Annotated in this window: 20 protein-coding genes; 13 read left to right on the forward strand and 7 right to left on the reverse strand. The window is 59.9% G+C overall.

All coding sequences use genetic code 11. From position 1 onward, the window contains the following. Positions 1-178 precede the first annotated feature (178 nt). Positions 179-2,776 (forward strand): DNA ligase D, encoded by a 2,598-nt coding sequence (gene ligD / locus HGP31_RS12800; protein ID WP_168757870.1) that lies wholly within the window; start codon positions 179-181, stop codon positions 2,774-2,776. Between the two features lie 84 nt (positions 2,777-2,860). Here ligD and HGP31_RS12805 read toward each other — a convergent pair whose 3' ends face one another. From HGP31_RS12805 to potE, 6 genes are all read right to left on the reverse strand, one after another. Next, positions 2,861-3,535 carry a DUF3313 domain-containing protein gene (locus HGP31_RS12805; RefSeq protein ID WP_020798175.1) on the reverse strand — a complete coding sequence of 225 codons (675 nt, stop codon included), beginning with the start codon at positions 3,533-3,535 and terminating at the stop codon, positions 2,861-2,863. 46 nt (positions 3,536-3,581) lie between these two features. After that, positions 3,582-4,850: an OmpP1/FadL family transporter gene (locus tag HGP31_RS12810; protein WP_151141862.1), complete on the reverse strand. Its 1,269-nt coding sequence runs from the start codon at positions 4,848-4,850 to the stop codon at positions 3,582-3,584. A gap of 267 nt (positions 4,851-5,117) precedes the next feature. After that, positions 5,118-5,396, reverse strand: a complete 279-nt coding sequence (locus HGP31_RS12815; RefSeq protein WP_168757871.1) for a DUF3303 domain-containing protein — start codon at positions 5,394-5,396, stop codon at positions 5,118-5,120. A 214-nt stretch (positions 5,397-5,610) separates the two neighbouring features. Beyond that, positions 5,611-6,012 carry a hypothetical protein gene (locus HGP31_RS12820; RefSeq protein ID WP_020798173.1) on the reverse strand — a complete coding sequence of 134 codons (402 nt, stop codon included), beginning with the start codon at positions 6,010-6,012 and terminating at the stop codon, positions 5,611-5,613. A 173-nt stretch (positions 6,013-6,185) separates the two neighbouring features. Beyond that, complete coding sequence (locus HGP31_RS12825; RefSeq protein ID WP_168757872.1) at positions 6,186-8,471, reverse strand: Orn/Lys/Arg family decarboxylase; 2,286 nt, start codon at positions 8,469-8,471, stop codon at positions 6,186-6,188. After that, the gene (gene potE / locus HGP31_RS12830; protein WP_020798171.1) at positions 8,468-9,877 is read right to left on the reverse strand and encodes a putrescine-ornithine antiporter; all 1,410 of its coding nucleotides are present in this window, start codon (positions 9,875-9,877) and stop codon (positions 8,468-8,470) included. Before potE ends, HGP31_RS12825 begins: the two co-directional genes overlap by 4 nt. Before the next feature lie 182 nt (positions 9,878-10,059). Between potE and HGP31_RS12835 the strand changes: the two genes are divergently transcribed. The 12 genes from HGP31_RS12835 (at position 10,060) to HGP31_RS12890 (ending at position 23,090) form a co-directional block, all read left to right on the forward strand. Beyond that, the gene (locus tag HGP31_RS12835) at positions 10,060-10,413 is read left to right on the forward strand and encodes a hypothetical protein (RefSeq protein ID WP_168757873.1); all 354 of its coding nucleotides are present in this window, start codon (positions 10,060-10,062) and stop codon (positions 10,411-10,413) included. Positions 10,414-10,619: 206 nt separating this feature from the next. Beyond that, a complete protein-coding gene (locus tag HGP31_RS12840) occupies positions 10,620-11,036 on the forward strand; it encodes an organic hydroperoxide resistance protein (protein WP_033039169.1) in 417 nt (138 codons plus the stop codon). 682 nt (positions 11,037-11,718) lie between these two features. Next, complete coding sequence (locus HGP31_RS12845) at positions 11,719-12,366, forward strand: hypothetical protein (protein ID WP_168757874.1); 648 nt, start codon at positions 11,719-11,721, stop codon at positions 12,364-12,366. Positions 12,367-12,568: 202 nt separating this feature from the next. After that, positions 12,569-13,486 carry a LysR substrate-binding domain-containing protein gene (locus HGP31_RS12850; protein WP_168757875.1) on the forward strand — a complete coding sequence of 306 codons (918 nt, stop codon included), beginning with the start codon at positions 12,569-12,571 and terminating at the stop codon, positions 13,484-13,486. Between the two features lie 254 nt (positions 13,487-13,740). Further along, positions 13,741-14,928 (forward strand): aromatic ring-hydroxylating oxygenase subunit alpha, encoded by a 1,188-nt coding sequence (locus tag HGP31_RS12855; protein ID WP_177411662.1) that lies wholly within the window; start codon positions 13,741-13,743, stop codon positions 14,926-14,928. Between the two features lie 12 nt (positions 14,929-14,940). Next, the gene (locus HGP31_RS12860) at positions 14,941-16,386 is read left to right on the forward strand and encodes an aldehyde dehydrogenase family protein (protein ID WP_168757876.1); all 1,446 of its coding nucleotides are present in this window, start codon (positions 14,941-14,943) and stop codon (positions 16,384-16,386) included. 5 nt (positions 16,387-16,391) lie between these two features. After that, positions 16,392-17,789 (forward strand): FAD-dependent oxidoreductase, encoded by a 1,398-nt coding sequence (locus HGP31_RS12865; RefSeq protein ID WP_168757877.1) that lies wholly within the window; start codon positions 16,392-16,394, stop codon positions 17,787-17,789. 10 nt (positions 17,790-17,799) lie between these two features. After that, positions 17,800-19,128 carry an NAD(P)/FAD-dependent oxidoreductase gene (locus tag HGP31_RS12870; protein WP_168757878.1) on the forward strand — a complete coding sequence of 443 codons (1,329 nt, stop codon included), beginning with the start codon at positions 17,800-17,802 and terminating at the stop codon, positions 19,126-19,128. Then, positions 19,125-19,496 carry an ethanolamine utilization protein EutQ gene (locus tag HGP31_RS12875; RefSeq protein WP_083348842.1) on the forward strand — a complete coding sequence of 124 codons (372 nt, stop codon included), beginning with the start codon at positions 19,125-19,127 and terminating at the stop codon, positions 19,494-19,496. The genes HGP31_RS12870 and HGP31_RS12875 overlap by 4 nt, the downstream gene beginning before the upstream one ends. A 27-nt stretch (positions 19,497-19,523) precedes the next feature. Then, the gene (locus HGP31_RS12880) at positions 19,524-20,705 is read left to right on the forward strand and encodes an MFS transporter (protein ID WP_110752967.1); all 1,182 of its coding nucleotides are present in this window, start codon (positions 19,524-19,526) and stop codon (positions 20,703-20,705) included. Between the two features lie 211 nt (positions 20,706-20,916). After that, positions 20,917-22,581: a BCCT family transporter gene (locus tag HGP31_RS12885; RefSeq protein WP_083348843.1), complete on the forward strand. Its 1,665-nt coding sequence runs from the start codon at positions 20,917-20,919 to the stop codon at positions 22,579-22,581. A 242-nt stretch (positions 22,582-22,823) separates the two neighbouring features. After that, positions 22,824-23,090, forward strand: coding sequence for a DUF2790 domain-containing protein (locus HGP31_RS12890; RefSeq protein ID WP_083348844.1), 267 nt, complete (start codon positions 22,824-22,826; stop codon positions 23,088-23,090). A 36-nt stretch (positions 23,091-23,126) separates the two neighbouring features. On the opposite strand, the gene HGP31_RS12895 is transcribed toward HGP31_RS12890, so the two are convergent. After that, positions 23,127-24,074 (reverse strand): LysR family transcriptional regulator, encoded by a 948-nt coding sequence (locus HGP31_RS12895; RefSeq protein ID WP_083348845.1) that lies wholly within the window; start codon positions 24,072-24,074, stop codon positions 23,127-23,129. Between the last annotated feature and the right edge of the window lie 42 nt (positions 24,075-24,116).

The following is a 24,116-nucleotide window of genomic DNA, read 5'->3' on the forward strand; positions in this document are numbered from 1 at the left end:
CTCCGCAGATGAGGCAGCATCCGCCGATTGTAGGCGCTTTGAACGCTGGCCGGCAGCCGCGGTACGGGGCCGTCCGTCCGGGCAATTTCGACGGCGATGGAATTTTTTTCGCCAAGGCTCGCTCTGCTGAGAGAGGGACGTGCTGATTCAGCGCCCTGCAGCGAACCGCGGGTGAGCCATGAACAAAAATCTCGATGACTACAACCGCATGCGCGATTTTTCGGCGACGTCGGAACCCGTCGCCGTCAAACCCAAGGGCAGAAAAAAAACCAAGGATCATGCCTTGCAGTTTTGCATCCAGAAGCACGATGCTTCGCGCCTGCATTACGACTTTCGCCTGGAGCTCGACGGTGCGCTCAAGAGTTGGGCGGTGCCCAAGGGACCGTCGCTGGACCCCAAGGTCAAGCGTTTGGCGGTACATGTCGAAGATCATCCGCTGGATTACGCCACCTTTGAAGGCAGCATCCCCGAAGGTCACTACGGCGCGGGGGATGTCATCGTCTGGGACCGTGGCGTGTGGATTCCCCAGGACGATCCGGCGAAGGCCTATGCCAAGGGCCGGCTCAAGTTCGAACTGCAAGGCGAGAAGCTCGGCGGCCTGTGGAACCTGGTGCGCACGCACATGCCGGGCAAGCAGGAGCAGTGGTTCCTGATCAAGCACCAGGACGGTGCCGCCCGGCCGGAAAGTGATTACGACGTGGTGGTCGCCGAACCCGACAGCGTGCTCAGCGAACGGACTCTCGTCGCCAAGACACCCAAGACACCCAAAGCATCCAAGGCCACCAAAGCCAAGTCCATCAAGCAGCCCGCGTCGCCTGCACGCAAAGAACAATCCGCACCACTCACAGGCGCGCGCAAGGCCGAACTGCCTGACCAGATCAAGCCGGAGCTGGCGACGCTGGTGGAAAAGGCCCCGGGCGGACAGTGGAGTTATGAAGTCAAGTTCGACGGCTACCGCATCATGGCGCGTATCGACCATGACGAGGTCAAGCTCTTCACTCGCAACGGCCACGACTGGACCCACAAGCTGCCCGACCAGGCCAAGGCGCTGGCGGGGCTGGGCCTGGAATCGGCCTGGCTCGACGGTGAAATGGTGGTGGCCGACGAGCAAGGCGTACCGGATTTCCAGGCCTTGCAAAATGCCTTCGAAGCGGGCCGCAGTGGGAATATCCTCTACTACCTGTTTGATTTGCCCTATCTCAATGGAGTGGACCTGCGCGAAGTGCCCGTCGAGGAGCGCAGGGCGGCGCTCTCGACCGTGCTCAAAACCAGCAAAGACCCATTGCTGCGCTTCTCCGACGCCTTTGGCGAAGACCCGGAAGCCCTGCTCAATAGCGCCTGCCAGATGCAAATGGAAGGCCTCATCGGCAAACGCCTGGGGTCGCCCTATGTATCGCGGCGCAGCAGTGACTGGGTCAAACTCAAATGCAAGCATCGACAGGAATTCGTCATCGTCGGCTTCACCGACCCCAAAGGTTCACGCAGTGCCTTCGGTGCGTTGCTCTTGGGGTTGCACGACCGCGACAGCGGTGAGTTGCGATACGCAGGCAAGGTCGGCACCGGGTTCACCGAGGCAACGCTCAACAGCATTCATCAACAACTCAAGCCCTTGCAGACGAAAAAAGCCGCCGTGGTCAACCCGCCCAGCGGTGCCGAGTTCAAGGCTGTGCATTGGCTCAAACCCAGCCTGCTGGCGGAAGTGGCCTTTGCCGAAATGACCAAGGACGGTTCGGTGCGCCATGCGGTGTTCCATGGTCTGCGCGATGACAAGCCCGCCAAAGACATTACCGAGGAGCGACCGACTGCCGTGAAAACTACCCCCGCGAAAAAAACCGTCGCCAAACCGACGACCTCGAAGAAGAAAGTCGAACCAGCACCCTCTCAAGTCGGTCTTGAGCAGGGCAAGGTACGCATCACCCACCCCGACCGGGTGATCGACGCCAGCACGGGCGCGACCAAAGTGCAGCTGGCGCAGTACTACGCCAGTGTTGCCGAATGGATTCTGCCTCAGCTCAAGGACCGACCCGTGGCGCTGGTGCGTGCACCGGATGGCATCGCTGGCGAACTGTTTTTCCAGAAAAACGCCGAACGCCTGGCGATCCCCGGCATCACTACCCTCGACCAGCAACTCACAGGCCAGCCGATGATGGTGATCAACAACGCCGAAGCCTTGATTGGTGCGGTGCAGATGAGCACGGTCGAGCTGCACACCTGGAACGCCACCACCGACAACCTCGACAAACCCGACCGCTTCGTCCTCGACCTCGACCCGGACCCGGCGCTGCCATGGAAGCGCATGGTCGAGGCCACTCAGTTGACCCTGACGGTGCTCGACGAACTGGGGCTCAAGGCGTTCCTCAAGACCAGCGGCGGCAAGGGTATCCACCTGGTAGTGCCGCTGACTCGCAAGCACGGCTGGGATGAGGTCAAGGACTTCAGCCACGCCATTGTCAGCCACATGGCCAAGATGCTGCCGGAGCGTTTTTCTGCTGTTTCGGGGCCGAAGAACCGGGTAGGGCGGATCTTCATCGACTACCTGCGTAATGGCTTGGGCGCCACGACCATCTGCGCCTACGCCGTGCGTACCCGCGAAGGATTGCCGGTGTCGATGCCGATTTTTCGGGAAGAAGTCCCTACGCTCAAGGGCGGCAACCAGTGGAACATCCACAACGCGCATGAACGCCTGGCCGAAGTGGGCGATGAGCCTTGGGCGGACCTGAAGAAAACCCGGCAGACGATTACAGCCGAGATGCGACGGCGAGTGGGAATGAAGTAGGAGCTGCCGCAGGCTGCGATCTTTTGATCTTGAAAAAACAGAATCAAAAGATCGCAGCCTGCGGCAGCGCCTACAGCACTTGCGTTATTTTATGAAGGCCTGGAAGTCGCTACCCAACTTGTCGATCGCCGCCTTGAAATCCTGCGCGGTGATTTTCTGGCTTTCGTTTGACAGCTGTTTGCCGAACACCTTGCGCACCACCTTGGCCACGGTCTGGTTGCTTTTCGCGTCGATGAACTCTGCTTCGATAAACAGTTCGGTGTCCTGGTCCCGATGACCGGTGGCGGCCTGTGTCGCACCGACGACGGCGGCGATGGGCACTACCTCATACCATTTCATCCCTTCGTTGGAAGCGCTCACACCGGTGATGGCGGCGCGCATGACCAGGGTTTTCGCTCCCTTGGGTGCGGCGCTTGGACTGGAAACCACGCGGTACTTCTGCCCCAGTGTCGACTTGGCTTTGCTGGTCATGTAGTTCTGGATGTCATTGAGGGTCTGCTGGTTGACCCGCTCGTTGGGCTTGGGGGCCGGGTAGAGCTCCAGGCGGTTGAACGCCACCGTGTCATAGGCGTCGGGGTTCCACGATGGGCTGACCCAGCGCATCGCCGTGCCACCGCTGGGCGTTTCGACTTCCTGAAGGTTGTTGTAGTTGGACAGGTAGCCGGAGTACTGCTCCCGCTCGGTGACTTTCGAGGTACAACCGCCGAGCAGAAGCCCGGCCAAGGCAGTGCCGACAAGCAATTTACGGGACAGGTTCATAGTGCGGTGTGCTCCTTGGGTAATTCGTCTAAGCGTAGTCAGATAATCAGAAACGCCAAGTCATGTTCCCGGTCACGGCTTGAATCCAGGTATTGTCGAATTGACCGGAAATTCTATTGCGAGACAGGTCCTTGCTCTGGTCAACCGGCATGTCGCCCATCCAGACCATGGCCCAACTGAGGTTGACGTCGGTGTCTTTGTTCAGCGCATAGGTGGCGCCCGTCGCAATGCGCCAGGATTCGGCCATGGGCACGATCACCGAACGCTTGCTGTCGGACACGGCACTGCTGTCGTAAGCCACACCGACGTTCCACAGCCACTGCTCGGTGGCCTGGTATTGCGCGCCGAGTGACAGGTGCCAGGTGTCCTTGAAACCGGCGTCGATGTTGGTGGATCGGGCATCGTTTGCCGAGGTGTCGACCTGGACGCCGATATCGCCGAATTCCGACCAGTCCTGCCAGTTGATCGAGGCCAGCAGCGCCCATTGCCGGTCCAGTTGCTGGAACAGGCTCAGGGTCACGGTTTGCGGCACGGTGATATCAAGTTCGGTGTTGGTACCATCCAGACGTTGCAGTAGCGGTCCGTTTCCCTTGATGTCCAGCCCGTCCTCGAACTCCAGGTCGACCTTGCTGGTGTAGGTCAGGCCAATGCGGGTACCAGGTTGCGGGGCGTAGATTACCCCGACGTTGGCGCCGAAGCCCCAATCCTTGTCCTTGTATTTGAACTGGCCGTCGCCGCGTTCGGTGAAGCCGAAGGGCGAGCGGTCAATCGCGGTCTGGGCCTGGAGCATGCCGTACATGGCTTTGACGCCGACACCCACCGACCACTGATCGTTGAAGCGGTACGCCACGCTGGGCACCAGCGACAGGCCGAGCAGGCTGGAATTCTGCGAAAAGTAGCGCCCCGACCAGTCATTGTCGTAATTGACCGCCAACCCGAAGTCGCCGTACTGGCCGAACCCCACGCTCCAGTGGTCGTCCAGTTCATGGCTGACGAAAAAACTGCCACCGGGCAACGGATCAAGGGCGTTGCCGCTGCCACTCCCGGAGACGTTGGTGCCATCGTCGCGATCGAACGATATATCGCCGTAGAGCACCTGCAAGCCGGCGGTGATCTGCGTGCCTGGCAAGTAGCTCATGCCCGCCGGGTTGCTGGCGATGGTGGAAGGGCCCTGGGCCCGGGCGGCGGCACCGGCGTTGGCCAGGCCGACGTTATCGGTGCCGACTTCGTAAAGCATGATGCCGCCAGCCTGTACCTGCTGGCAGCACAGAGCGAGCAATGAGACGGCGGGTAGGGCGCAATTTTTCAGCTGCATGGGGTCACCTTTGTGCATTCCCATTACGGACACCGGTGGCTGTCGCCATCGACCGGTGTCAACTCCCCTGAGAGCAGTCCACTGACTGCCATGAAATTTGTTTCCCACGCGAAAGAGCGTAGGTAGGTCTCGTGAAATATCCAGTAATTAGTGAGTTAAAACCGATAGTTCAGGCTAAGGCTCAAGAAGCGCTTCCAGGGGACTCAACGCGTTCTGCCGCATCGCTTCGAATCGAGGCGGCGAGCAGGTCTCGCCGCCTCGAGACCATTACCTGCCGGCAGCGGTTGCCAGCAACGGGGCTATCTGTTCGTCAGTCAGTGCCGCCTGGACCTCCATGGTCATCAGGTCGCTCCATTGCAGCACCCACTTTTGGATCAGTACCGGATCATTGGCCTCGGCCACGCCAAAACCGGCCGCGCCACCCACTGCGTGCCAGCGTCCGAGCATCTTGACGCCTTCCGGTGGCGCGCCACCGGTCTTGAGAAAGCGCTCGATCGCGCTGTTGCGATTGGCCGAACTGATTTTCCAGCTGACGATGAACAACATCTGCCACCTCCTTCCAGGGATTGGCACCTGCCTGTCTTCGCGCACCGGGTTGGCGCCGGGACCTCGGTCACGTTTGCCTTGCCAGTGTCATCCTGTCTGGCCTGAAACGATTGCTCCCTGCAGAAGGCATAGCAGCGCCACGCACTTCACGTACGACCGCCGATCCTCTTTTACAGGGGGTGTATGGCAGCTGTCTCAGCGCTGAAACAGACGATCAGGTGTCACGCAACAGGTCGTTGGCGTTGAGCAGCTCGAAGGCGATTTGCGGGCGCTTCTCCATGGCCCGGCGAATCGCCGCCGGGATCGCTGCCCGGGTCTTGCGGCACAACCCTGGCAGTTCGTCGATGTGAATGCCGATGCCGCGCATGGTCCGCACTTCATTGAAACCGGGAGCGATGTTCACGCGAATGCCCAACTGCTCGAACATCCGCCGTTGCAGGTGTTCGAGGTCCTGGAGGCTTTGCAGGTTTTCCAGGCGTTCGACCAGGCGCTTTTCTTCCGCGCGGGTCAGGAAAAGGATGCGCACGTCCGCACCCGGTGTTTCCAGCAGCGGGTCACGCCCGCAGTCGCAGGCGCCGGGCGGGCAGGGTTGGCGGATCGGGGCAGAGGTGATCATGGGATTCAATCATAGAGCGCAGTGATCGAATTTGCCCATAGGTAATGTGATCCCTGTAGGAGCGAGCCTGCTCGCGATGGACGTCAACGATGACGCGGGCTGTCTGGATGCCCGCGTTGTCTGGACGTTATTCGCGAGCATGCTCGCTCCTACAGGGGGTTTGCGGGTCCCTGTTATTTCAGTACCAGCATCCGATAAACCCCGGCCTCGGCTTCGATCCCGTGGGTGTCATGGGTGAACCCCGGGAAGGACCTGTCGAAGGCTTCCAGTGCCTTGAGATAGGCCAGCAGCGGCCCGTCGGCAGCCCCGGCGTTCTCACCCGGCATCAGCAAGGGAATGCCCGGCGGATACGGCACGATGCCGGTGGCGGCAATGCGCCCGGCGGCTTGTTCCAGGGTGACCAGTTCGATGTCGTTGCGCACCAGTTTCTCGTAGGCCTCCACCGGGCTGAAGACGGCTTGCGGCAGCGTGCCGAACGCCTGGGCCATGGCCGAGGTGGTCTTGTGTAACTTCATGGCGGCGAAGATTTCGTCCGCCAGGTCCTTCAGGCCCATGCCGGCGTAACGGGTCTGGTTACCGGCCAGCAGGTCAGGCAGGCACAGCTCCAGTTCGACGTTGTCGTCATAGTCGCGCTTGAAGTCCAGCAGCGCGTTGACCAGCGTGCCCCATTTGCCCTTGGTGATGCCGATGGAGAACAGGAACAGGATTGTGAAGTCGGTGGTTTTCTCGACGACGATGCCCTGGCGTCCGAGGTACGCCGTCAGTACACAGGCCGGGATGCCCGTGGCCAGCAGGTTGCCGTCGTCGCCCATGCCAGGGCTGAGCACCGAGACCTTGATCGGGTCGAGCATGCAGTAGCCTTCCTCGATGTCGCCAAAGCCGTGCCACACCTCGTTGGGGTGCAGGACCCAGCATTTGGGCTCGGTCTTGAGCAGCAGCGGATCGACTTCGTGGAACGGCACCGTGGCATTGCCCACTTGCACGGTGGGTGGCTGCCAGCAGGTGAAGAACCAGTCGTCCTTGCTCGACATCTCGTGGTGCATGCGTGAGATGACCTGGCGGAAAGACACGGCCTCTTCTATGGATTCGCTGGTGAGGATCTGCCCGCTGGGCGCTTCCATCATCGCCGAGCTGACATCGCAGGAGGCCATGATCGCGTAGTTGGGCGAGGTCGAGGCGTGCATCATGTACGACTCGTTGAAGCGTCCGTGCTCGATCGGGTTACGGCCGTTGCGCACGTGAATCATCGAGGCCTGCGACAGGGCCGCCAGCAACTTGTGGGTCGACTGGGTGGCGAATACGGTCGGCTTCGAAGCATCGTGGTCGTCCGGGCTGCCGTGCATGGCGTGGCGGTCTTGGTACAGCGGGTTGAAGCGCGCATAACCGTACCAGGCTTCGTCGAAATGCAGGCGGTCGACACTCTGGCCCAGCAGTTCTTCGACGCGGGTGACGTTGTAGGTCAGGCCGTCGTAGGTGGAGTTGGTGATGATCGCGTGGACCGGCGTCGGATCGATGCCTTCCTTGACCAGTGGGTTGTTGGCGATGGCCGCTTTCACCCCTTCCGCGCTCAGGGTTTGCGGGAGGATCGGGCCGATGATGCCGTAGCGGTTGCGCGTCGGGACCAGATAGGTCGGCAGCGCCCCTGAAAGGGTCATCGCATGCTCGGCGGACTTGTGGCAATTGCGGTCGCACAGGGCGATCTGGTTACGCGTGACGCTGGCCATGAGGATCACGCGGTTGGACATCGACGAACCGTTGGTCACGTAATACGTGCGATGGGCACCGAACACCTTGGCCGCATAGCGCTCGCCCTGGCCGATGGGGCCACTGTGATCGAGCAGCGAACCGAGTTCACCGACCGAAATCGACAGGTCGGAACGCAGCAGGTTTTCCCCGAAGAACTCGTAGAACGCCCGTCCCGCCGTGCTTTTCAGAAATGCCGTGCCACCGGCATGACCGGGGGTGTGCCAGGAATATTCATAGGACCGGGCAAACTTCACCAGTGCGCCGAACATGGGCGGCAGGGCGGCCTGGCGATAGCGTTCGATGGCCGCCAGGATACGTCCGCTGAGGAAGCGGCTGGTGTCTTCCGGCAGCCAGATGAAGTCGTCGGCGTGTTGCATGACCAGGAGCGGAATGCTCGACGCGGTAGTGCGGTCGCTGATCAGGAACACCGGCACGCGCGTGTTGCGCTCGCGCAGCTTGACCAGCAATTTGATGCAGTCTTCGTGACCTTCGCTGGTGTCCATTTCCCAGCTGATCAGCACGCATTGAACGGCCGGGTCCGAACGCAGGATCGACGCGGCATCGCTGAGGCTTTCCGAGGCCAGTACGCTGACGCCACGTCCCTCTACGTCACTGACCAATTGAGTCAGGGCGCGACCAAACACCGTGCGCTTGTCCGCTGGGTTGCTGACCACCAGCGCGAGCATCCCGAGTGAGTGTTTATATTCCGTCATGCGTGAATCTCCAGAGTGGCTTTTTTCAGGCTATTCACCGGCACCGGTTGGCCAGTGATGTGCTGCGCGCTGACTGTTTGTGTCGGCACGCTGTTGTTGAGTGCTTCAAGGCGAATCAGGCGGTTGTTGACGAAACCGAACAGGGTGTAGCCGAAAATGGTCGCCACACCGCCGAGCATCAGCGCCTGTTCGCCGGAACTGTAGAGCGCCAGGTAGCTGTAGGCCGCCGCCACCCAGGCAATGATGTTGGTAGCCAGCGCCTTGCCGGCGGGTACGTTGGAGACCTTTTGCATGGTCATCAACGCGGCCATGGAGAGGATGTACGGCACCAGGTTGGTGACCACCGCGAGGTTGACCAGGGTGTCGAACTGTTTACTGAGGTCCGGGCTGATGGTGAGGAAACCCAGGGCCGTCTGCGCCGCCAGCAGCACCAGCATGCCGACGATGGGCGTCCCGGCCTTGTTGGCCTTGGCGAAGATCGACAGGAAGTAACCGGTGTCCGCCGAGCTCTTGTAGACCTGGGCAATGGTGAACTGCCAACCCAGCAGCGAGCCGATGCAGGCCAGTACCATCGCTGCCATCACAATGTCGCCAACCAGTGGGGTGAACATCTTCGCGAAGACCAGGCCGAACGGTGCGGTGGAGGCGGCCAGTTCCGGGTTATCGACGATGCCGGCAATCACGTTGGTGGAAACGATGTAGATCACTGCCGCACCCAGGGTGCCGCCGAGCACCGCAATCGGTACGTTCTTCTCGGGGTTTTCCACCGCATCGGTGTTGGCACATGCTGACTCAAGGCCCAGGAATGCCCACAAGGTGATCGCCACCGAGGCCCCCGCGGCGTCGTACCAGGCCATGTTGTGCGGGTTCCAGCCGGCGGCATACACGCTGCTGTCGAACCAGAACCAGCCAATGGTCGACACCAGCACTACCGGCGCAATCACGCCCCATACGGTGACTGCGCCAATGCGACCAGTAATTCGCGCACCGCCAAAGTTGGCGAACGTGGTGATCCACAGTAATGCGATGGTCGCCAGGCCCACTTGCAGTGAGTCCAGTTCAATGTGGAACAGTTCCTGGATGTAGCCGACCGCGGTAATGCTGATCGCCACGTTGGCAATCAGCAACGAGAGGCCATAGGTGTAGTTGGTGATGTAGTTTCCGGCCTTGCCGAAGGTGTACTCGGCATATCCCCCCATGCCGCCGGTTTTTCGACTGAGCATCCCGCATCGCGCAAAGGCGTAGGCCAATGCCAGTGAACCGGTGGCTGTAATCAACCAGGAAAGAATTGAAATCGACCCGACTTCCGCCAGTTTCGACGGTAGTAGCACAATGCCTGAGCCCAACATGTTGACCGCGGTCAACATCGTCAGTTGCCCCACACTCATTTTCTTTGCGACTGACATTCCGTTGCCTCATTAGTTGGCGGTGAGAGCTTAGCTATAGCAAAGTTCTGAAATGTCGCAAGAAAATGACTTTCGTTTACTGACGCGAGTCAATCAAATGCATAGAAGGCATTATGGTGGCCCCCAGATTTCCCGTTTGTTGCCAGAATCGCTTTATTTTCAGGCGGTTAGGTGGAATGCAAATGCGCAATGTCTGGGTCGCGCTGATCTCTTTCAGCGTTGCGGGTCTTACAGTTTCTGCCCAGGCCAGGGAACTGAAGCCCGATGATACTTATATGTGCAGTTGGGGCGCGGGTACGGCGGCAAGAGCCCAGGAACTCAAGTTGTCCGGAGTTTCGCTGTATGCGGCACGGCAAAAAATCCAGTCGTACAAGTTCGCCAAGTCATGGATGCGGATGATGGCAATGGGCATTACCGAACAAACTTACGACAGCCCGACACGGCTCAAGCCTGCGGCGGTCCGGCAGAGTTTTTATGATGATTGTGTGAAGTACAAGTTGGCGAGTAGGCGCGAGCATGCTCGCGAAAAACTTTAGAGCACCGCGGGGTGTCAAGCTCCCCGCGTAATCGTGGACCTTCATCGCGAGCCTGCTCGCGCCTGCAAAGTTTGCGTGTTGCAGGAGGGCCTTTGTCGGAACGGGCGCTGAGTCGGGCACCGCCGTCTATATTGAATGCCTGGCACCAAGCCGGAAGACTGATTCACCTGACAATGCATAAACCTCAATTCAATCAGGAGATCATCATGACCCAGCTCGACAAAGTCCTGTACACCGCAAAAACCCATACCACCGGCGGCCGGGACGGCGCCTCGCGCAGTTCCGACGGCATCCTGGACATCAAGCTGTCGTCGCCGGGCGCAGGCGGCGGTGGCACTAATCCGGAGCAGTTGTTCGCCGCCGGTTGGTCAGCCTGCTTCATTGGCGCGATGGGCGTGGCTGCCAAAGAACTGAAAGTGGCATTGCCCAAGGACGTGGCCGTCGATGCCGAGGTGGACTTGGGTACCAATGAAGGCGGCTATCTTCTGCAGGCCCGGCTGAATGTGAGCCTGCCGGGACTGGATCGCGAAACCGCACAGAAACTGGTCGACACCGGGCACAAGTATTGCCCGTACTCCAAGGCCACCCGCAACAACATCAACGTGACATTGAAGTTGGTCTGATTTGAGATATAAAACGCGCTTGGCGACTGCTTGGAGAAGCAATGTCGCCAAGACTCAATAAATATTAAATGATCAACAATGGGTTGTTAGTGTCGCAATGTTTGGAGGCTAAGTTGACCCGGAGAGCACAGGGATCTTCCTGTGCCCGGGATGCTTGAAATCGACAAGCCCTGAAAATAGTATGACTGTTTGTTGGCGGGCGATATCAATCAGCCCTCTCGCGATTGCCCCCGCTTTTTTCTCCACGACAACTAGTGGATCCAATTATAAGTGTCAATGCTCATGTAATCCAACGAACTCAGCTGTCATGGGCCTAAACGCGTAAGTTGATGACCGATCATCCATGTCGGTGGCGCCGATGCCGCTACCGCTTGTCGGTGCTGTGGTTAAAAAATGAACATTTGCGCGCTGTAGGCCTCAGATCCTGCAGCACGGCATCCATGGCCGGCTCTCGCAATCGAAAAAAAGAAGCGGAATTAGAACCTCAAATGCAATTAATGCAGATGGGGATTTTTTTACCCGAAAATTGAGAGGTAGTAACTAAGATGTCATCAACTCCCTTACTGATCCAATAGGATATCAATAATAATCTATTGGTCGGTTTTCCTGTATGAGCAAGGTCGAGCGGAAAAAGCCTGCTGACTGACCGATCTGTACTGTCGAATAAGGTGGAGAGATACCCGTGACGATAAATACAATTATGAGCCTGATCGAACATAAAGAATTCATGGAGTTTTTGCGGCTGGGCGTTGTTTACGTTCATTTGCTCGCCTGTTGTGTGGCGATAGGTTTGGTGTTGACCAGTGATATTGCAATGGTCAGGGATATATTGAAACGCAAAGTGTTCACTGAACATGACAATGCACACATGGAGAGTCTTCAGAAATCTGTCGTGGTGGCATTGATCTGCTTATGGGTGACGGGCACTGCCATCATCGGCATCGACTACCTCGGCAAAGGCACGGAATACTTCATGAATCCGAAGCTTCACGCCAAGGTGATCATTGTCGTGCTGCTGACCTATAACGGCGTCCTGCTGCACCGACTGGTATTGCCGGCCCTGCAAAAGGCAGGCTCCTTGCTCGAACTCGGATTCAGCGCCCGGATGCTTGCCCTGTTTTGTGGGTCACTATCGGCGGTGTCGTGGCTGTATGCCGCCATGCTCGGCGTCGGCCGTCCCTTGGCCTGGAAATATTCGCTCTCCGATCTGTTGATGGCGTACCCGGTTCTGATCATGCTCGGCTTCTTGACGATGCTGGCGCTGACTCAGCGAGCCAAGCGCCACAACACGACCGTCACGCCGCAATGGGCGGCTGCCGGCATGCAATGACTGGGTGACGCGCGAGTGCCTGGTTCGTTGGCGCTGAAGTGAAGACGGTCCTGGCGGCAGATTTTGCGGAGTATCGTCGCCAGGACCTGAAAGCATCCGGCGCACAGGCCTTGAGTGAGGGTGTTTTTTGCCGCTGTGCACCTGCAACGACAGGGGCTAGACTGCCGCGATAAAACCAAAATAACGACGTGACCTGCCTCGTATGAAAATCCACCCTTTACCGCCACTCAATAGCCTGGTCGCGTTTGAAGCGGCAGCGCGCCATTTGAGTTTTACCCTGGCCGCGCAAGAATTGAACGTCACCCAAGGGGCAATCAGTCGACAAGTTCGCCTGCTTGAAGATTATCTGGGCAAGGTCCTGTTCGAACGCACCACCCGCACGATTCACCTCAGCCCCGCAGCCAGCCAGTACTATGAAACGGTCCGTGCGTCATTGCTGCATATTGCCCAGGCCACCGGTGAAATTCGCCATTGGCAGGGCGCCGAGCAAGTGACGGTCGCCACCAGTACCGCGATGGCTTCACTGTGGCTGTTGCCGAAAGTGAGTGAGTTTCAACGGGAGAACGAAGAGATCGATCTGCGGATCATCGCCCATGACCAGGTCAAGGATTTCTCTCGCCTGGACTGTGACCTGGCCTTGTATTACTGCCGGACACCGCCCAGGGACATGCAGGTCACACCGTTGTTTTCCGAAGAAGTCTTCCCGGTGTGCAGCCCCGCTTACCTGGCCAAGCACCCGGCCTTGAACCAGCCCGAGGACCTGGCCGCCTGCACCTGGCTGTTCCTCGACGACCCGCAGCGTGACTGGATTGGCTGGCCCGAATGGTTCCGCAACCTGGGCCTGAAAAACGTCGAGCCCAAACGCCGGATCAATATCAATAGCTACTCGATGTTGATCCAGTCTGCTATCAGCGGACAGGGTATCGCGCTGGCCTGGTCCAACCTGGTCGACGATTACCTGCATACGGGGGCCTTGGTGCGACCGCTCGACACGGTTTTGTGCACCGATGCGCAGTTCTGCTTGCTGGAGCCCTTGGCGCGTGGCGGTATGCGGCAGAGTGTAAAACGCTTTCGCAGTTGGCTGATGAATCAACTTCCAGCGCCGCAGGACACGAAGTAACGAAGCGGTCATGGCTAACCGTCAGCCGAACTGAATCACCTTTAGTTTTAATCCCTCGAACCCTCGGTATTTTCAATGCCGAGCGGCCACATTGCATGCGCTGACTTCCCGTTTATTTATGACATAAAGTCATGAATGGCGCCGGAAATATCGTTTGTCGAGACCCCCTCTGTTTTCCCAAACTTGCTGCCAGCGGACCTTGGCCCATGTGCCTGCCGACCCTTCAATACCGTGCCCAGCAGGGGAGAACAATAATGAGCAGCATCCAGCAAATTCCTGTGCATCAACTTGAAACTGTCCTTAATCCGATTCATGAAGCGACTGGCCTCGGCAACGAGTTCTACACCGAACAACGCTACTTCGAGCTCGAGCGCGATCAGGTCATGGGTAAGACCTGGGCGTGTGTCGGTTTCGCCAGTGACCTGGGCAAGGCCGGTTCGGTCAAGCCTGTCGATTTCATGGGGTTGCCGTTGCTGCTTATGCGTAACCGTGAAGGCCTGGTGCAGGTGTTCCATAACGTTTGCAGCCACCGCGGCATGAAGCTGGTGGAGGAGGCCGGTGAGGTACAAGGCGTCATCCGTTGCCCTTACCATTCCTGGACCTACGACCTCAACGGCGGCCTGCGTGGCACGCCCCATGTCGGCGGCATCGACCAGCACAAGGATGAACGCTTCGCCTGTGAAAAACATGGCCTGAAAGCCATCCGCAGTGCGATCTGGATGGACATGGTGTTCATCAACCTGTCCGGCGACGCACAACCGCTCGAAGACATGCTGGCGCCCCTGACCCAACGCTGGACGCAGTTTCTCGGCGAGGACGGCATGAACCTGCTGCGCCGCCGCCCGGGCCATGACGCCACGACGCTGGACATCAACTGCAACTGGAAACTGGCGGTCGAGAACTACTGCGAGGCCTATCACCTGCCATGGGTGCACCCGAGCCTGAACTCGTACTCGCGCCTGGAAGACCACTACAACATCATTTTCGACCAGCATTTCGCCGGCCAGGGCAGCTACGCCTACAACCTGTCGGATGTCGCCGGTACGCATCTGCCGAAATTCCCCGCCTGGCCGCTGGATCGCCTGCGCAACGCCGAGTATGTCGCGTTCTTCCCTAACGTCCTGCTCGGCATCCAGGCTGACCATGCGTTCGCCATGCAGCTTGAGCCGGTTTCGCCGGGGCGCACGATCGAACATTTGCGCCTGTTCTATGTGGGTGATGACGCGGCCACCAGCGAGGAATTCAGCGCTTGCCGCGAAGCGATCCTGGAGTCCTGGAAAGTGGTGTTCGCCGAAGACATCAGCTCGGTCGAAGGCATGCAGAAAGGCCGTCATTCCCCAGGCTACAAGGGTGGGGCGTTCTCTCCGGAAATGGACATCCCGACGCACTTCTTCCATCAGTGGGCCGCCCGTCAACTGCTGGCCACCACGCCGTCTGCCTGAGGAGGTTGTCCCATGTATCCGATAGCCTCCCACTGGCTCAATTACATCGACGGGCAATGGAGCGACAGCATCCAGCGCCTGACAGTGAACAACCCCGGTACGGCCGAGCCGCTCGCGACCATTGCCCAGGCTACCGTCGACGATGCCGAGCGTGCGCTGCTGGCGGCGCGCCGCTGTGCCGACAGCGGTGAATTGACCCGTGTGCGTCCGGCGCAACGCGTCACCTGGCTGCTGCGCATTGCCGAGGAAATTCGCGCAGTGGCCGATGAGGGCGCCTGGGTGCTGTGCCAGGAAAACGGCAAGCGCCTGAGCGATGCCCGGGACGAGTTCATCGAGGCGGCGCGCTACTTCGAGTATTACGCCGGCATGGCCGACAAGATCGAGGGCACGTCGATCCCGTTGGGCAACGGCTACATGGACTTTACCCTGTACGACCCCATGGGCGTTTCGGCACAGATCGTTCCGTGGAACTTCCCGGTGTCGATCTGCGCCCGTTCGCTGGCGCCGGCCCTGGCGGCTGGCAACGCGGTGGTCATCAAGTCCCCCGAGCTTTCACCGCTGGGCATGTGCGTGCTGATCCGCGCCATTGCCAAGGCCGGCTTGCCCGACGGCGCGGTCAACCTGATCTGCGGCCGCGGCCGCGAAGTCGGCGCGTATCTGGTCAGCCATCGCGCTGTCGACCAGATCGTGTTCACCGGTTCTGTACCAACGGGCCAGTCGATCCTGTGTGATGCCGCGCAGCATGCGATTCCCAGCGTAATGGAGCTGGGCGGCAAGTCCGCGGCGATCGCCTTTGCCGATGCAAACCGCGAGCAACTGCTGGCCAGCGTCCAGTCGGGCATTTTCTTCAACGCCGGCCAGGTCTGTTCGGCAATGTCGCGGCTGCTGGTGCAACGCGACATTTATGAAGAGGTAGTCGAGGCCGTGGTCGCCATGGCCGAGGGGCTCAGCGTCGGTCTGGGCCAGGACAACGCCGACCTCACCCCCGTGGTCAGCGCCGGGCAACTGGCGGGCATCGAAGCCTTGTGCCGCCGCGCAGTGGAAGACGGCGCGGTGGCGGTTACCGGCGGTGAAGCATTCGCTGACCGGGCCGGGCATTTCATGCGCCCGACCGTGTTCCGCGACGTTACCCCGCAGATGTGCATTGCCCAGGAAGAAGTGTTCGGGCCGGTCCTGGCGATCCTGCCGTTCGACACCGAAGAAGAGGCGATTGCCATCGCCAATGGCACTGAATTTGGCCTGGTCGCCGGCGTGTTCACCCAGGACATCAGCCGCGCCATGCGCTGCACGCGCCGCCTGAAATCCGGCCAGGTGTTCGTCAATGAATGGTATGCCGGTGGCATTGAAACGCCTTTTGGCGGCGTTGGTTTGTCGGGCTTTGGTCGGGAAAAGGGCCAGGAAGCCTTGTACAGCTACGTGCGCACCAAAAACGTGGCGATCCGGGTCGCCGGGGAGTGAATAGCATGTTCAAGACTTGGCTTTGCATCGTGTGTGGCCTGATTTACGACGAAGCACTGGGATGGCCGCAGGACGGCATCGTCGCCGGCACCCGCTGGGAAGATGTCCCCGAAGACTGGATGTGCCCTGAATGCCACGTGAGCAAGGCAGATTTCGAGATGCTCGATATCAGTGAATACGCCCAGGCGGCCACGGTCGCCACGGTGCCGGTCACTGCGCCGCCGCTGCCTGTTGCCGCACCGTCGCCGCGCCAGCCGATCGTCATCATCGGCAGCGGTTATGCCGGTTACGGCCTGGCCCAGGCGTTGCGCAAGGCCGACCCCAAGGTCGAGATCCGCGTGCTGACCCAGGAGTCCGGTCACCTGTACTCCAAGCCTGCGCTTTCGATCGGGTTGTCCCAGGGCAAGAGCGCCGAGGCCCTGTCCGGCGAAACACCGCTGGCCATCGAGCAGCGTCTGAACCTGCGGGTTTATCCGCACTGCAAGGTGCTGGGCATCGACAGTTCAGCGCGTCGCTTGAGTACCAGTTTCGGTGAGATGGAATACGGCCAGTTGGTCCTCGCCAGCGGTGCGCAACCGATTCGCTTGCCGATCGAGGGCGATACGTCGGCGCTGATCAGCGTCAATAACCTGCACGACTATCAGGGCTTCCGCGAACGCCTGGGCGGCGTGCGGCGTGTCGCCATTCTCGGCGACGGCCTGATCGGCTGCGAGTTTGCCAACGATCTGGCCCATAACGGGTTTAGCGTCGATGTCATCGGCCTGGGCCGCTGGCCAATGGAGCGCCTGTTGCCCGCCGAGGCCGGGCAGATGCTGCAATATACGCTGGGTGAACTCGGGGTGCGGTGGCATTTGCAGAATACGCTGCAGGCCATCGACGCCAGCGGGCAGGGCTATCGCCTGACGCTCGCCGATGGCCGCACCCTCGAGGCGGACCTGGTGTTATCCGCCGTTGGTCTGCGCCCTGACCTGAGCCTGGCCGAGAGCGCTGGCGTGGCGGTTGGACGCGGCATTCAAGTCAACGCCCAACTGCAAACTTCAGTACCGGGCATTTATGCCCTGGGTGACTGCATCGAGATCCGGGGACAACTGCTGCCTTACCTGGCGCCGATCAACCAGGGTATCCAGGCCCTGAGCAAAACCCTGCTCGGCCAACCGACCGCCGTCGACTACCCCTTGATGCCCGTCACGGTAAAAACCCCGGCCGCGCCGCTGTGTCTGCTGGCGCCTGCCAGCGCCTGCGAAGGTGAATGGCGCTGCACGCCGACCGAGGATGGCTTGAGCGCCGGTTTCTACGATGCCCGGGGCCAGCTCAATGGTTTTGTCCTGCTCGGTCGCCAAGCGCAAACGCAACGCAGCGCATTGCTGCAGTCCTGTCAGCACTCTCAGCAGGCAGTTGCCTGAGGCCAGACACATGAAAAACACGATCAACCTGCCTTACGACGATGCGAGTTGCGGCTGGTATGCAGCATTGCCCGAGCAACCGGCCTGCAAGCGCTTGTCCGGCGAACAGCGTGCCGACTACGCCGTCATCGGCGCAGGCTTTGCCGGCCTGGCGGCAGCACGTCGCCTGGCCGAGCATCATCCGCAAGCCCGTATCCTGTTGGTGGATGCGCAACGGGTCGCCCATGGGGCCTCGGGGCGCAACTCGGGATTCGTGATCGACCTGCCGCACAAGTTCGCCCTCGAGCATCCGGACCCCGCGCACAAACAGCGCTTGCTATCGCTCAACCGCGCCGCGATTGCGCAGCTGCAAGGCCTGGTCGAAACCCGTGGGATCGATTGCCAGTGGTCCCATGCCGGTAAATATCAAGGCGCCGTCGGCGAGCGTGGCCTGGCTTACCTGGATCATTTCGAACGCCTGATGAGCGACCTCGGCGAACCGTTTCGCCGGGCCGATAGCGCGGAGCTGGCCAAGGTGTTGGGCACCGGCCATTATCGCGGCGCCATCTACACTCCCGGCTGCTACCTGATGCAACCGGCGGCGCTTGTCACGGGCCTGGCCCGGACCTTGCCGGCCAACGTCGAATTGCTGGAAGAATCACCCATCCAGCGGCTGGAGCGCGACGGCCGTGGCGGCTGGATCTTGCACGGCACGGCAGGGCAGATACGTACCCCGCAGTTGCTCCTGGGCACGAGCATCTTCACCCAGGAGTTCGGCTACCTGCGCAATCGCCTGTTGCCGGTCATGACCTTCGCCAGTTGGACCCGTCCCCTGACCGATGCGGAGCTGGCGACCTATGGCGGCCAACTGGACTGGGGACTGACCCCGGCGGATCACGCCGGCACCACCGTGCGCATGACCCAGGACCGCCGCCTGATTATCCGCAACACCTACAAGCACGTGCCCAAATACGGTCGCAGCACCAGCGATGCCATGCGTTCGAAAGTGCAGGATTCGCATCGCAAGGCCTTCATGGCGCGCTTCCCGCAGTTGGCGCAGGTGCCTTTCAGTCATACCTGGGGCGGCGTCTACGCCATCTCGCGTAACTTCACCAACTTCTTTGGCGAACTGGAAAACGGTGTCTACGCGTCGGCGTGCGACAACGGCGTCGGTGCCGCCTGGGGCACCATCTCCGGGACAATGCTGGCTGATCTCGCGGTGGGTGCCGAATCTGCCCAGCTCAACGATATCCGTGCGGTGACCGGCATGCCGTCGCTCAACCCGCCAGAACCCTTCCTTGGCCTTGGCGTTCGTTCGCGCATTCGCCTGGCGGCCTGGAACAGCCGGAGCGAGCTATGAGCCCGGCGGATAAAGGCAGCCGCCGGGTGCTGCGCATCGACCATCGGGACCTGGACTTTACCGTTCGAGGTGGCCCGCCAGGCGCCGCGTATGTGGCGCGAGCCCTCAGCAACGAAGTCTCGCCGAACATCGGTGTGGGTTTTGCCCGCTGGGAAGGGGCGCAAGTGGCCTGGACGGTGCTGTATGACGAGGTGATTTTCGTCATCGAAGGCTGCTTCGAGTTGCAGGTCGGCGACGAGCTGTTTGCCGTCACACCCGGCCAGTTGCTGTGGATTCCCGAAGGCACCGAACTGGTTTACGGCGGACACGCGTTGTTCGGGTATGTGGTTCACCCGGGCAACTGGAAGCAACTGCACGGTTTGGCTTGAACCACCTTTATTCAGGGAGTCGGTACGGTGATAACACTGACAAGAACCTTCGGCGCCCTCTACCTGGCCAGCTTGTTGATGCAATTGGGATCGACCTTGCTGATGACCTATCTGGCGCTGCGCCTCAATGCTTTGGGTGCAAGCGAAACGGCGGGTGGCGCGTTGATGGCCGCCAATGCCCTGGGGATGGTGCTGGGTGGCTGGGTCGGGCGCAGCCTGATCGCTCAGGTTGGGCACATTCGCACCTACGCGGCTTGCGCGGCAACGATTGCGGCGGCGGTCCTGGCCCATGAGTTCAGCACGTCCCTGGCCTTCTGGCTGGTACTGCGGGCGCTGGTGGGACTGGCCATGATGTGCCAATTGATGGTTCTGGAAAGCTGGCTCAATGATCAGGCCCGGACCGAGCAACGCGGCGGAGTCCTGGCGCTGTACATGGTCGCCAGCTACGTCGGCATGATGCTCGGGCAATTGGCCCTGAGTCTCGACGAGGGGCTGGGCATCCGTGCGCTGTTGGCGGTGGCGATGGTGTTCGCCCTGTGTTCCGTGCCGGTGGCGCTGACTCGCAGCGCGCATCCCGTGGCGGTGCCCGTGACCTCGATTGACCTGCGCTTGTTCCTGCGGCGCGTTCCACAGGCATTGGGGACGATCCTGGTGTCGGGCATGCTCAATGGCAGCTTCTACGGCCTGGCTGCGATCTATGCGAGCAAGCAAGGATTGGGCACGGCGCAGGTCGGTCAGTTCCTGGCGTTGACCATCGGTGCCGGGCTATTGGCCCAGTTGCCGTTGGGCTGGCTGTCGGATCGGCTGCCCCGGGCGATCCTGATCCGCGCGGTGGCGGTATTGCTGGTACTCATCAGCCTGCCGCTGGGGTTCGCTCAAGCGCCATCGTTCACGACATTGCTGTGGTTCGGTGCCGGCATCGGTTTTCTGCAGTTCTGCCTGTACCCGCTGGGCGTGGCGTTGGCCAATGACAACATGGAGCCATCCTTGCGCGTTTCGCTCTCGGGCATGCTGTTGATCACCTTTGGGGTCGGCGCCTGTATCGGGCCACTCATTGCGGGGGCGCTGATGGAAGGCTTCGGCGCGTCGAGCTTTTACTTTTTCCTCGGGGGCAGCGCCGTGTTGCTGGCCCTGTTCGTAGGGCAGGCGAAAGTCACGCGCTTGAGCGAACAGGGGGCCTGCGAAAGTACCCTGGAAACAGGCGCTTGATTGCGTCGTATTGATGCGTTTTTCTCATGAGTCGGTGACGAAAAATGGTTTGAGCGCTGGTCAGCTTTAAACGATCTTGGTGACGCTGCCAAAGGCGTAATAAACCGGAATTTACCTGCAGATGAAACCGTCCTGGTGTCAGTCGATTCCAGGCGATAGGCGAACTGCGGAACATATCCAAACCCTTAAACAAAAACAAAAGGGGAAAACAATGCGTGCTCAATCCGGCCTGTTGAAAGGCCTTAATCCGAATGTGACCGTGGCTTCGATATTAGCGGTGATCATATTTGTCGTGTTCTGTGCATTTAAAGACGAGCAGGCAGCCAAGGCTTTTGAAATGGCTTCGGTGTTTATCCTGCATAACTTCAAATGGTATTACATCGCCCTGATCAGTGGCGTGCTTGGCGTACTGCTTTATATATCGATCAGCCGTTTCGGCAACTTAAAACTTGGCACCGAACAGGATATTCCCGAGTTCAGTTTCGCTTCATGGATTGCCATGCTGTTCAGCGCGGGAATGGGCATCGGACTGATTTTCTGGTCCGTGGCCGAACCCATGCTGCACTACGCCGACAACCCGTTTTCCAAGGGCTTGACGGACGAGTCCGCGACCCTGGCGATGCGCATCACCCTGTTCCACTGGGGCCTGCATCCATGGGCGATCTTCTCCATGATTGGCTTGAGCCTGGCGTACTTCGCCTACCGTAAAGGTTTGCCGCTGGCCCTGCGATCGCTGCTTTATCCGCTGATTGGCGATCGTATCTACGGCTGGATCGGCCATGTGGTCGATATCATGGGAGTGGTCATCACGGCCTTTGGCGTGTCCCAGTCCCTTGGCCTCGGTGTGGTGCAGATCAATACCGGATTGCATCAGGTATTCGGTATTCCGGTCAGTGTCGGCTTGCAGTTATCGATCATTCTGTTTGTCAGTATCGTTGCTTGTATTTCGCTGTTGGCCGGACTGTCCAAGGGAATGAAGCGTATCTCCACGCTCAATATGTACCTGTCATTCATCCTGATGCTGGCCGTGTTGGCAATTGGTCCCACCCGTTACATTCTCAACCTGATGTTTGAATCCACCGGCGACTATGTGCAAAACATAGTTGGCCTGAGTTTCTGGATGGACACGCAAAAAGACAGCGAATGGCAAAACTGGTGGACGGCGTTCTACTGGCCATGGTGGATGACCTGGGGGCCTTTTGTCGGCCTGTTCATCGCGCGCATTTCCAAAGGCCGGACCATCCGCGAACTGGTGATCGGGGCGCTGGTGGTGCCGACCCTGGTGACCATCCTGTGGATGTCGGTGTTCGGTGGCGCGGCGCTGAAAAACGAACAGCAGGACAGGCAGGCCTACCAGGCGTCCGTCGCCAGCCAGGTGGTGACCCAGGAGCAGCCGAAGTTCGAAGGCGGCACCGTGTTGCTCGCCACCAAGAAAGAAACCACCGCGGCCATGTTCACCTTGCTGCAGTCGCTCGATGGCCAGGCCATGGGTGCCGCGCTGTCGATACTGGTTTGCGTGTTGCTGGGTGTGCATTTCGTCACCACCGCGGATGCCGGCACCCAGGTTCTGTGCACCTTGTGTGCGTTGGGCAGCACCAATCCGCCGAACTGGATCAGGCTGCTCTGGTGCATTCTTGAAGGTGCCATTGCCGCAGGGTTGTTGCTGGCCGGGGGACTCAAGGCCATTCAGATGGCGAGTATCGCGGCCGGTTTGCCGATCGCCATGTTGCTGCTGGTGATGTCCTATACGCTGATCCACAGCTTGCGCAAGGAGATGCCGAGCGTGCCGGCCTGGGCCCCGGCGCTGGATCGCCTGCCGCAGCAGGGGCGTTCTTCACAAGAGGGGCGTGAAGCTCTGGCGGCCACTGCCGCCTGATGAGCCTCGCTGAGGCATGCGTGAACATACCGCAACCGTCTGCTGCCAACACAGCTGACGGTTGCGGTTTGATGACCTCCTGCAGATTTCGATCCCTGCATTCCTACGCATTCTGTTCACAGTGTTTATCCGCCAGGGCGCTGTTTGGCGCCCGGGCAATCCCCTAGCATCGTCTCTACCGAAGGAACCTGGGCCAAGGGTTCCAGAGGTACTCATCCACCCTGAACGAGACGGTGAACCCCATGAAAAGAATCGCGATTTTGCTTGCACTTAGTTGCATCGGTGCCCAGGCCTTTGCCGAAGAAAGCCATGCCAGAATCTCGGCCAATAAGCCACCGATCGAGACCTACACCTACGGTTCGAGACTGGACATCAAGAAGGTCATTTCCGTGACCGATGTCGCGCCAGAGTGTGGTCCGGTTTCGGCGCAGATGACCTACGAAGACTCCCAGGGCCTGCGCCATGTCATGCAGTATCAAGTCATGGGCACTGGGTGCTCGAACGGTTGAGTACGGCGGTGACGGTGGAGGGTCGACACTCCATCCTCAGATGTTTGCAGGGCGTCTTGATGAACGGGCAATTTTGTCATCGTCAGCCAGCAACCCGGGCAGGTAGTCCTTGAGAAACTCCACCCAGGTTTTTATTTTTGCATCGACGAATTTTCGTGAAGGGTAGATGGCAAACAGGTTCAACTCTTCAAAATGGTACTGCGGCAGTACCCGAACCAGGGTGCCTGCCTTGAGGCCGGCCACGGCGGACGCGATCGGCTGGATGCCAATGCCCATGCCACGGGTGATGGCGACGGTCATGGCATCGGCGGTATTGACGTGAAACGGCGACACCGGTGTGTTGACGGCCTCCACGCCTTCGGGCCCCTCGAATACCCAGTGCTCGGCCGGCATTACCGTGTTGACGATTCTCAGGCAATCATGTGTGCCAAGCGAACCCGGCGTGTCGGGTATTCCGCGTTTTTCAAGGTACGTGGGCGATGCGCAGAGAATGCTGTAGGTGATGCCCAGCCGCTGGGCGACGAAGCCTGAGTCGGGCAGGTCGCGCGCCAGCACGATCGACATGTCATAACCTTCTTCCAGTAGATCGGGCAGCCGATTGGTCAAGGCCAGGTCAAACAGGACCGAGGGGTGTGTCTCGCGGTATTTGGCAATGGCGTCGATCACGTAGTGGTTGCCGATGGCCGACATCGCGTGAATCTTCAGGCGGCCCACGGGGGTGACCTGTGCGGTGCCTGCTTCCTCCTCCGCATCTCGCAGTTCTTCCAGAATCTTCTCGCAGCGTTCCAGATAGCGCGTGCCGGCTTCGGTCAAGGCCAGGCGCCGGGTCGTACGGTTGATCAGGCGGGTTTGCAGGCGGGCCTCGAGACTGGAGACCGCCTTGGAAACGTTGGTCGTGGTGGTGTCCAGCAAATGCGCGGCTGCGGTAAAGCTGCCGCTCTGGGCGACCGCCAGGAAAAATCGCATGCTCTGGAATACATCCATCGTTGTCGCCTCTTGGGTCAACTGGAAAAAAAGGACGGCACA

It is taken from the genome of Pseudomonas umsongensis, assembly GCF_012647205.1.
GTDB classification, from domain to species: domain Bacteria; phylum Pseudomonadota; class Gammaproteobacteria; order Pseudomonadales; family Pseudomonadaceae; genus Aquipseudomonas; species Aquipseudomonas umsongensis.

Coding starts and splice junctions, on each gene's coding strand:
- ligD (WP_168757870.1), top strand. CDS start 179: ATGAACAAAAATCTCGATGACTACAACCGCATGCGCGATTTTTCGGCG.
- HGP31_RS12805 (WP_020798175.1), bottom strand. CDS start 3,535: ATGAACCTGTCCCGTAAATTGCTTGTCGGCACTGCCTTGGCCGGGCTT.
- HGP31_RS12810 (WP_151141862.1), bottom strand. CDS start 4,850: ATGCAGCTGAAAAATTGCGCCCTACCCGCCGTCTCATTGCTCGCTCTG.
- HGP31_RS12815 (WP_168757871.1), bottom strand. CDS start 5,396: ATGTTGTTCATCGTCAGCTGGAAAATCAGTTCGGCCAATCGCAACAGC.
- HGP31_RS12820 (WP_020798173.1), bottom strand. CDS start 6,012: ATGATCACCTCTGCCCCGATCCGCCAACCCTGCCCGCCCGGCGCCTGC.
- HGP31_RS12825 (WP_168757872.1), bottom strand. CDS start 8,471: ATGACGGAATATAAACACTCACTCGGGATGCTCGCGCTGGTGGTCAGC.
- potE (WP_020798171.1), bottom strand. CDS start 9,877: ATGTCAGTCGCAAAGAAAATGAGTGTGGGGCAACTGACGATGTTGACC.
- HGP31_RS12835 (WP_168757873.1), top strand. CDS start 10,060: ATGCGCAATGTCTGGGTCGCGCTGATCTCTTTCAGCGTTGCGGGTCTT.
- HGP31_RS12840 (WP_033039169.1), top strand. CDS start 10,620: ATGACCCAGCTCGACAAAGTCCTGTACACCGCAAAAACCCATACCACC.
- HGP31_RS12850 (WP_168757875.1), top strand. CDS start 12,569: ATGAAAATCCACCCTTTACCGCCACTCAATAGCCTGGTCGCGTTTGAA.
- HGP31_RS12855 (WP_177411662.1), top strand. CDS start 13,741: ATGAGCAGCATCCAGCAAATTCCTGTGCATCAACTTGAAACTGTCCTT.
- HGP31_RS12860 (WP_168757876.1), top strand. CDS start 14,941: ATGTATCCGATAGCCTCCCACTGGCTCAATTACATCGACGGGCAATGG.
- HGP31_RS12865 (WP_168757877.1), top strand. CDS start 16,392: ATGTTCAAGACTTGGCTTTGCATCGTGTGTGGCCTGATTTACGACGAA.
- HGP31_RS12870 (WP_168757878.1), top strand. CDS start 17,800: ATGAAAAACACGATCAACCTGCCTTACGACGATGCGAGTTGCGGCTGG.
- HGP31_RS12875 (WP_083348842.1), top strand. CDS start 19,125: ATGAGCCCGGCGGATAAAGGCAGCCGCCGGGTGCTGCGCATCGACCAT.
- HGP31_RS12885 (WP_083348843.1), top strand. CDS start 20,917: ATGCGTGCTCAATCCGGCCTGTTGAAAGGCCTTAATCCGAATGTGACC.
- HGP31_RS12890 (WP_083348844.1), top strand. CDS start 22,824: ATGAAAAGAATCGCGATTTTGCTTGCACTTAGTTGCATCGGTGCCCAG.
- HGP31_RS12895 (WP_083348845.1), bottom strand. CDS start 24,074: ATGGATGTATTCCAGAGCATGCGATTTTTCCTGGCGGTCGCCCAGAGC.